The 6521-nt window shown below is 70.5% G+C and carries 6 protein-coding genes and 1 pseudogene; all 7 read left to right on the top strand.

The annotated features are described in order from the left end of the window. A pseudogene (locus WEB03_RS02135) lies at nt 1–635 on the top strand (NADH-quinone oxidoreductase subunit L); the annotation flags it as partial. 3 nt (nt 636–638) lie between these two features. Beyond that, nucleotides 639–2150 carry an NADH-quinone oxidoreductase subunit M gene (locus tag WEB03_RS02130; protein WP_368069323.1) on the top strand — a complete coding sequence of 504 codons (1512 nt, stop codon included), beginning with the start codon at nt 639–641 and terminating at the stop codon, nt 2148–2150. Continuing rightward, entirely contained in the window at nt 2147–3799 is a 1653-nt protein-coding gene (locus WEB03_RS02125; protein ID WP_368069322.1) for an NADH-quinone oxidoreductase subunit N, read from the top strand. The genes WEB03_RS02130 and WEB03_RS02125 overlap by 4 nt, the downstream gene beginning before the upstream one ends. 1 nt (nt 3800) lies before the next feature. Further along, the gene (locus WEB03_RS02120) at nt 3801–4871 is read left to right on the top strand and encodes a polyprenyl synthetase family protein (protein WP_368069321.1); all 1071 of its coding nucleotides are present in this window, start codon (nt 3801–3803) and stop codon (nt 4869–4871) included. A gap of 11 nt (nt 4872–4882) precedes the next feature. Then, nucleotides 4883–5554: an LmeA family phospholipid-binding protein gene (locus WEB03_RS02115; protein WP_368069320.1), complete on the top strand. Its 672-nt coding sequence runs from the start codon at nt 4883–4885 to the stop codon at nt 5552–5554. 274 nt (nt 5555–5828) lie between these two features. Further along, nucleotides 5829–6179, top strand: coding sequence for an NADH-quinone oxidoreductase subunit A (locus WEB03_RS02110; RefSeq protein ID WP_368069325.1), 351 nt, complete (start codon nt 5829–5831; stop codon nt 6177–6179). Next, on the top strand, nt 6149–6521 hold a 373-nt coding region (locus WEB03_RS02105), incomplete at its 3' end, for an NADH-quinone oxidoreductase subunit B (RefSeq protein ID WP_368069324.1). The genes WEB03_RS02110 and WEB03_RS02105, both read left to right, overlap by 31 nt.

Here is a 6521-nt window from a genome sequence, read left to right as displayed (position 1 = left end):
CGGTGCTGACCGCCTTCTACATGTCGCGCTGGTTCTTCCTGATCTTCCTCGGCGAACCCCGCTACGGCCGTGACGTCCACCCGCACGAGTCGCCGGCCACCATGACGGTGCCGTTGATCGTGCTCGCGGTGCTGTCGACCTTCGGCGGGGCGGTGATGAACTTCACCCACCGTGGGCCGTTCAACTCCTTCCTCGGGCCGGTCTCCGCACCGATCGACGACCTCGGCTACGAGGCCGCCGGGCCGCTGACCGAGTTCCACCTCATCGTCATCTCGCTGGTGGCCGCGGGGCTCGGGATCGTGCTCGCCTACCTCGCCTACGTCCGCCGCGACGTGGGCCAGGGGCGGGTGATCGAACCCGTGCGCGGCACCGTCGCGGAGGTGTTCGAGCGCAAGTTCTTCTTCGACGACCTCTACGAGGCGGTCTTCGTCCGCGCGGGTGGGTGGTTCGGCACCCGGCTCGAGTGGTTCGACCGCCGGATCATCGACGGTGCGGTCGATGGCGCTGGCGGCATCTCGATGCGCATCGGTGAGTTCAGCCGCCGCGCTCAGACCGGTCTCGTGCGCGGCTACGTCGCTGCCCTGCTGCTCGGCGCGCTCGCGCTGCTCGCCGTCGTCCTGATCCAGGTGAGGTAGCCGATGGGGCTCATCACGCTCACGCTCGCGCTGCCCCTCATCGGGGCGCTCGCGCTCGCGTTCCTCGAGACCGACGAGCGCACGACCCGCACGATCGGTCTGGTCAGCTCGACCGCGGCCTTCGTGGCGTCGCTGGCGCTGCTCGTCCGGTTCGACACCGCCGACGGTGCGCTGCAGCTCGAGGAGGCCGCCACCTGGATCCCCTCGATCGGTGCTCGGTTCGCCCTCGCCGTCGACGGTGTCAGCCTGGCGTTGATCGTCCTGACGACCTTCCTCGTGCCGCTGATCCTGCTCGCCTCGATGCACGAGGTCACCGACCGGCTCAAGGGCTACGTCGGCGCGTTCCTCGTGCTCGAGACCGCCGTGATCGGGGTGTTCGCCGCCACCGACCTGCTGCTGTTCGTGGTGTTCTTCGAGTTCACCCTCGTCCCGATGTACCTGATCATCGGCATCTGGGGTGGGGCGCTCCGCCGGTACGCGGCGGTCAAGTTCTTCCTCTACACCACCTTCGGTGGCCTGCTGATGCTGGTGGCCATCCTCTACCTCTACGGCCAGGCCGGGTCGTTCGCGTACGCCGACGTGCTCGGGCTGCAGCTCGGCATCACCGAGCAACGGTGGTTGTTCGGGGCGTTCCTGCTCGCCTTCGCCATCAAGGTGCCGATCTGGCCGGTGCACACCTGGCTGCCGGCCGCCCACACCGAAGCGCCGACCGGTGGGTCGGTCTTCCTGGCCGCTGTGCTGCTGAAGATGGGCACGTTCGGGCTGCTGCGCTACTGCCTGCCGCTGTTCCCGGACGCGACGGCGGAGTTCGCCCCGTGGCTGCTCGGGCTGTCGGTCGTCGGGATCCTGTACGGCGCGATCGTGGCCCTGATGCAGTCCGACATCAAGAAGCTCATCGCCTACTCGTCGGTGAGCCACATGGGCTTCGTCGTGCTCGGCACGTTCGCGTTGAACGCGACCGCGACGTCGGCGTCGGTCGTGCAGATGGTCAACCACGGGTTGTCGACCGGCGCGCTGTTCCTGCTGATCGGCTTCCTCTACGAGCGTCGCCACACGCGGCGGATCGCGGACTTCGGTGGGCTCGCCAAGCAGGTCCCGATCATGGCGGGCCTGTGGCTGGTGGTGTCGATGTCGTCGCTCGCCCTCCCGGGTCTGAACGGCTTCGTCGGCGAGTTCCCCATCCTGCTCGGCACGTTCCAGACCTCGAGGTGGGCCGCGGTGCTCGCCGCCTTCGGTGCGGTGCTCGCCGCGCTCTACCTGCTGTGGGCCTACCAGCGCATGTTCCACGGCCCGCTCGAGGGTGCCGACAACCTCGGCACCGTCGACCTGAAGGCCCGCGAGATCGGCGTGCTCGCCCCCATCGTCGTGCTGATCGTCGCGATCGGCCTCTACCCCAAGCCCCTGTTCGACCTGGTCCAGCCGTCGGTCGACCGCGTCCTCACCGAGGCCGCGGCCACCGCTGAGCTCGATCCGGGCCTCGAACCCATCGGGGCAACAGTGGAGGACCAGCCGTGATCCTCGCCCAGAGCACCGACGTGGCCCAGGTGCCCATCCCCGACATCGCGTGGTCGGCGTTCGCGCCCGAGCTGCTGCCGACCGCAGCGGCGCTCCTGCTGCTGCTGGTGGCCATCGCCGGCCACCGCCGCCAGGCGCTCATCGGGATCCCGACCGCGCTGCTCGGTGTCGTGCTCGGCGCCGCGCTGATCGCCCGTGGGGTCGTGATCCCCGGTGCTGTCGCGATCGGCTTCGCCGCCGCCGTCCCCGCCGCCATCGCCGTGGTGCCGCGCAAGCCCACCCTCATCGGCGCGTGGGTCGCGGCGGCGTCGCTGGTCGGCGCGCTCATCCTCACCGTGTGGCAGTTCGTGGAGATGACCGCACCGGGCGCGGCCACCATGGCGCCCCAGGTGGCGCTCCAGGGGTCGCTCGCCAACGACGGGATCGCGTTCTTCACCCGGCTGACGGTCTACCTGACCGCGCTGCTGGTCATCCCGCTCGGGCAGGGCTACCTCACCGACCGGGCCATCAACCGGGCCGAGGTCCAGCCGCTGCTGCTGCTGTCGGTGGTCGGCATGGTCGCGCTCGGGGCCGCCAACGACCTGATCACCCTGTTCGTGGCGCTCGAGCTGCTGTCGTTCGCGCTCTACATCCTCTGCGGTCTGGCTCGGCGCGACCGGCGCTCGCAGGAGGCGTCGCTCAAGTACTTCATCACCGGCTCGGTCGCGTCAGCGATCCTGCTCTACGGGATGGCCCTGCTGTACACCGCGACCGGGTCGGTGGACCTGCCGACCATCGGCCGCACACTCGGGCTGGTGACCACCCAGCCGGTCATCGCCGCCCTCGGCCTGGTCCTCGTCACCGTTGGGGTCGGGTTCAAGGTGGCGCTCGCCCCGTTCCACCTCTGGACCCCGGACGTCTACCAGGGCGCTCCGACCAACGTCACCGCCTTCATGGCGGCCGCCACCAAGGCCGCGGGGTTCGCCGCGATCCTCCGGCTGTACCTCGTCGCCTTCCCGTCGCTCCAGGCCCTGTGGGTCCCGTCGTTGTCGGTGCTCGCGGCGATCACCATGCTCTACGGGGCCTACGTCGCCGTCGTCCAGCACGACATCAAGCGCATGCTGGCCTACTCCTCGATCACGCACGCCGGTTACACCACCATCGGGGTGGTCGCGCTGTCGGACGCGGGCCTGTCGGCGACGCTCTGGTACCTGATGACCTACGCCGTGGCGACCGTCGGCGCCTTCGGGTGCGTCATCGCCCTGGAACGCCGGCGCCGAGGCGAGGTCACGCTCGTCGACCTCCGGGGTCTTGGCCGGACCTCGCCGGCGCTCGCCGGCATCCTGGCCATCTGTCTGCTGTCCCTGGCGGGCGTCCCGGCCACCGCCGGGTTCGTCGGCAAGGTCGCGATCTTCGAGGCGGGTGTGAGCGCCGGCCTGACCTGGTTGGTCGTCGTCGGCGTCATCAGTTCGGTCATCGCGGCGTTCTTCTACCTGCGGATCGCCGGGACGATGTTCCTCGAGTCCACCCCCGTCGACCAGCCCATGCCGATCGTGACCCCCGGCGTCGCGACGGGCATCGCGGTCTCCGCCGCTCTGGTGGTCTACCTCGGCGTCCAGCCGCAGGTCGTCCTGCAGCTGGCCGACTCCGCCGCCGCGTTGGTGCGCTGAGGTGGCGGCAGGACGGCCCGAACCGCGCGCGGCCAGGTTGGCCATCCCCGATCCGGTCCTCGAACAGCTCGAGGGCCACGGGCTGCCGGTTGCCGACACCCTCGAGCGCGTCGAGGGCAAGCTGCACGAGCAGGCACGGTCGAGCCACGCGTTCGTGGACGAGGCGGCCCGCTACCTGATCGAAGCCGGCGGGAAGCGGTTCCGACCGCTGATGGTCGCGCTCGCCGGCCACCTCGGCCCCGACGGGACCGCCGCGGGTGAGGACCGCCAGCGCGCCGAGCTCGTCGACGCCGGCGTGATCGTCGAGCTCGTGCACCTCGCCACCCTCTACCACGACGACGTTATCGACGAGGCCACGGCCCGACGCGGGGCGCCGTCCGCCAACAGCCGGTGGGACAACACCGTCGCGATCCTGACGGGGGACTACCTGTTCGCGTGCGCGTCGGCGCTGTCGGCCGATCTCGGCGTCGAGGTCACGCGCATCATGGCGTCGACGCTCGCTGAGCTCTGCGAGGGCCAGATCCGTGAGGTCCAGGGCTCGATGAGCGCCCTCCTGCCGGACGTGCCGACCCTCGACCCGACCCTCGAGCACTACCTCGAGGTGATCTCGGGCAAGACCGCATCTTTGATCGCGACCTCGTGCCGGTACGGCGCGTTGTTGTCCGGCGTCGACCGCGATGGTGTCGAAGCCGCGGCCCGCTACGGGTGGAACGTCGGGGTGGCGTTCCAGCTCTCCGACGACATCCTCGACATCGCCTCCGACCACGAGACGTCCGGCAAGACGCCCGGCACCGACCTGCGTGAGGGTGTCCGCACCCTGCCGGTGCTCTACGCCCTCAAGGACGACCCGGGTGGGGAGCTCGAGGGGCTGCTCGCCGGGGGAGCGCCGGACGACGCCGATGTCGCGCGCGCCCTCGAGCTGCTGCGGTCCTGCGACGCGCTCGATCGGGCTCGGACGACGGCCGGCGAGTACGTCACCGCTGCGGTCTCCGAGCTCGAGCGCTTCGGTGACCGACCGATCGTGTCGGCGCTGACCCGGCTGGCGGAGTACGCGCTCGACCGCGCCGGGTGAGGCGTCGGCCCGTGGTGATCGCGGTCGTGGTGGGCACGCTCCTGCTGGCGCTCGAGCTCGCCGCCGTCCCGATCGCGACGCGGGTGATCGGCGCCGTGGCAGCCCGCTGCGTCGTCTCCGAGCACCTCGAGCTGACCGCGGTCGACCGCCCCGTCCTCCCGCGGCTCCTCACCGGTCGCGCCCGCGGCGTGGAGCTACGGGCCGAGGGGGTGCAGGCCGGCGAGCTCCGCATCGCCGAGGCGCACCTCGACCTGCCGGAAGCGCTGCTGCCGTGGGCGATCGGTGACCCGGACCCGGTGCCTGCGGTCCTGACGTTGCGCGTGACCGAGCGCGACGTGCAGCGGGCGCTGCGTGCTGCGCTACCGCTCCGGCTGCCGGTCGAGGTGACCCTGGACCCGGACGTCGCCACCGTCGGCGCGGCCGGTGTCTCCCTCGAGGTCGAGCTCGCCCTGGAGGTCGCCGCGGACGGCACCGTCACGGTCCGGCCGGGCGGTGGTGCGGGGTTCCTCGACCGGCTCGGTCTGGCGACGAGCTTCCCGCCGTCGGACGACGTGCACGTCACGGCCATCGACATCGGCGACGGGGAGCTCAGCGGCGTGCTGGAGCTCGCCGTCGTCCCTGGCCTCGGAGACGGCGAGGGCTGTGCGGAGCCGCTCGCCTCCGGTGCCTCGCCCACCGGGTGAACCCCGCGGCGTGCGCCCGACCCTCGCCGTTGGGGCGGTGTCCACCCGGTTGGTAGCATCCCGACCGCGCGGCCCCGTCACGGGCCGTGACGCACCCCCACCCTCGCGCGCACCGTTCCTCACGGCGTGCGCGCACGGTTCGGGGGAGTTGATGCCTCGACGTGCACGACTGATCACGGCGGATCCCGCAGCCCTTCTGCGGCGGGATCGCGACGGCGGCGGACCGCCGGGGAGGGCCCGGGTGAGCTTCTTCGAGCAGTACGGGACGTTCGCGATCCTCGTGGTCGTGGGCGCGGCCCTGTACGCCGTGATCATGCTGGTCAGCCGACTGATGCGCCCATCGGTCCCCTCGCCGCTGAAGCTGACCACCTACGAGTGCGGGGTCCCGGCCGTGGGCACCGGCTGGACCCAGATGAACATCCGGTACTACGTCTTCGCCTTCCTGTTCGTCATCTTCGACGTCGAGGTGATCTTCCTGTTCCCGTGGGCGGTCATCGTCGGCACGCTCGACGGCACCACCACGCCCTCGGCGACCTACGCTCTGGTCGCCATGTTCCTGTTCATCGGGACGCTGCTCGAGGGGTTGGCCTACGCCTGGAAGAAGGGGGTCCTCAAGTGGGACTAGTCGAACAGGTCGAGCTACCGCAGCCGATCAAGTACGTCTTCAACTGGGGACGCAAGTACTCGCTGTGGTGCTTCAACTTCGGGCTCGCGTGCTGCGCCATCGAGTTCATCGCTGCATCGACGTCACGCCACGACTTCATCCGCCACGGCGTCATCCCGTTCGCGCACGGGCCGCGTCAAGCTGACCTCCTGGTGGTCTCCGGCACCCTGACCGACAAGATGGCGCCGGCGGTCCGGCGCCTCTACGAGGAGATGCCCGAACCGAAGTACGTCATCTCGTTCGGCTCCTGCGCCAACTGCGGCGGCCCGTACTGGGACAGCTACTCGGTCACCAAGGGCGTCG

It is taken from the genome of Nitriliruptor sp., assembly GCF_040882075.1.
Classification (GTDB): Bacteria; Actinomycetota; Nitriliruptoria; order Nitriliruptorales; family Nitriliruptoraceae; genus Nitriliruptor.
This window is presented reverse-complemented; position numbering and strand designations above follow the sequence as displayed.

What these genes read in the sequence shown, in the direction of transcription:
- WEB03_RS02130 (WP_368069323.1), top strand. Translation starts at nt 639, where the DNA reads ATGGGGCTCATCACGCTCACGCTCGCGCTGCCCCTCATCGGGGCGCTC.